The organism is Acidiphilium sp. (assembly GCF_049977125.1).
Lineage (GTDB): Bacteria > Pseudomonadota > Alphaproteobacteria > Acetobacterales > Acetobacteraceae > Acidiphilium.
Map to the genome: position 1 here is coordinate 1 of NZ_JBMFGY010000319.1, position 2121 is coordinate 2121.

The window sequence follows — 2121 nt, forward strand, 5'->3', positions numbered from 1 at the left end:
AACGTTTGATCTCCGCCGCCGATCTGGCAGCGGTGTTTGTGCCAATGACAATATGAACGACAGCCTACTGCAATTATTAAAGGAAGTAGCCTATTGCTATAATAACATTATGACTGATGGCGCCCTCCGAGACGGCCCACATGGCTAGTTGCGCAGATCGCGCGGGCAGGTTCATCCTGCAGCCTGCTGGATACAGGGCGTTCATTCCTGCGCCTCTACCGCCGGACCCACCAATACTCATGGATTCGCAGCTGCTGAGCCTGCTGACCGACGCCCATATCGCTCTGGGGCGCCTGGACGGAGGCGTGCGCGTAATCCCCGACCCGGACTTCTTTGTGGCGATGTACGTTCGCCGCGAAGCAGTTCTGAGTTCGCAAATCGAGGGCACACAGAGCAGTCTCCAAGATCTGCTGGAGGTCGAGCTCGACCCTGGTCGGGCTTTCGGTTCCGACGTCGGAGACATCGTCAACTACGTGGCAGCCATGAACTACGGCATGTCGCGTCTTGGGGAGCTTCCACTTTCGCTCAGGCTCATTCGCGAGATCCATGCGCAGCTCTTGCGCGACGGCCGGGGGGCGCACGCCACACCAGGAGAGTTCCGGACGACCCAGAACTGGATCGGCCCGGAAGGCGCACCGCTGAGTCGCGCCACCTTCGTCCCGCCGCCTCGAGATGCGATGAGGACCGCACTCTCGGATTTCGAGCAATTCCTTCATCGCCGCGACCGTGGTGCGCTGCTCGTTGACATCGGGCTAGCTCATGCCCAGTTCGAGACCATCCACCCGTTTGTTGACGGTAATGGTCGCGTCGGTCGACTTCTGATCACATTTCTGCTTGTGTATGGGCAGGTGCTTCAACGTCCGGTGCTCTACCTGAGCTACTACTTCAAACGCAACCGTTCCGAGTACTACGACCGTCTGATGGCCATCAGACTGAGGGGCGACTGGGAAGGCTGGCTTCGGTTCTTTCTCCGGGGTGTCGCCGAAACCGCAACTGAAGCGGCCGCCACAGCCGGTCGCATCTTCGAAATGCGTGAACAACACCGGACCCTCGCGATGTCAACATCGGGCGCCAACGGCTTGCGTCTGCTGGCAGCGATGTTCCACCGCCCGTTACTCAACGTCAATTACGTCGCTGCGCAGCTTGAGGTGACTTTTCCCACCGCAAACCGGCTGGTCGGTGCGTTCGTGGATCAAGGCCTCCTGCGCGAGGTGACCGGCCAGCGCCGATCACGACTATTTCGCTACGAGCCCTACCTACGACTATTCGACGAACCCGCAAGCATGATCGACGCAGAGACCAGACCGATCGACACAACCGAAAGCGGAACCTAGCCTCAGTTTTAGGAACGATAGCGATCGTGCGACACGGCATACCCGAGCTGGACGTGGTCGCGCGTGATACCCGGTCGGCGGCCGGTCGGCCAGCCGACCGGCCCGGACAAGAAAGACCGCCATCAGCACCTATGACCTTGCAGCCCTGGTCGAGGTCTCCCCTAACGCACCGCCCGATCGGGCATTTGACATGGTCACAGTCCCAACAGACCAGGTCAGAGTGGTCTGACGTGTCGCCGATCATCGGGTGAAAGGCGTGGAAGCCTGATGCAAGCACGCCTCGCCGCGATCAAAAGCTCAGCGATTCGATCCTGCTTGGCTCCACCAACGAAAGACCTCCTGATCCGCTGGTCCAAGCCAGCTATCCACAGCAATGAATAGACGTGCCAGGCGATTGCGCATCACGGCTGAGCGTCCCATGAGGATCGACAGCCGTCGGTGCGCGGTACAACGACGGCAGAACCAAGACCGCACAAGCGGATCCGCGTGTCGCCAGCGCGTGTGCAGTCGGGCGAGCGCGAGCATCTTGTGGACGAACTGCGCGCCGCTGAGTGCATGGGCGGGACAGCAATTCACCCAGAATCGGATTGGGTCACCGACGAGGCCGCCGTTACCGACCCCGAGCCCCCGCGGCCACGAAAAAGACCACAAGAACCAACAGCGAGACTGTAAGGAGTATCTGAGAGCGCCGCATCGTCAACGCGGAACACTAACCCGGCACCGGTTATTACCAAATGGGTCCTCCATCTCAATGCAGTGACCCGGGTTGATCGCCGTTTGCGCCTGA

At 60.3% G+C, this 2121-nt stretch carries 1 protein-coding gene; it reads left to right on the forward strand.

Annotated elements, in window-relative coordinates; all coding sequences use genetic code 11:
- Positions 1–239: 239 nt before the first annotated feature.
- Complete coding sequence (locus ACP5E6_RS18595; RefSeq protein WP_427956882.1) at positions 240–1334, forward strand: Fic family protein; 1095 nt, start codon at positions 240–242, stop codon at positions 1332–1334.
- Positions 1335–2121 lie beyond the last annotated feature (787 nt).

Excerpts from the sequence above, each read along its gene's own strand:
- ACP5E6_RS18595 (WP_427956882.1), top strand. The coding sequence starts at position 240 with ATGGATTCGCAGCTGCTGAGCCTGCTGACCGACGCCCATATCGCTCTG.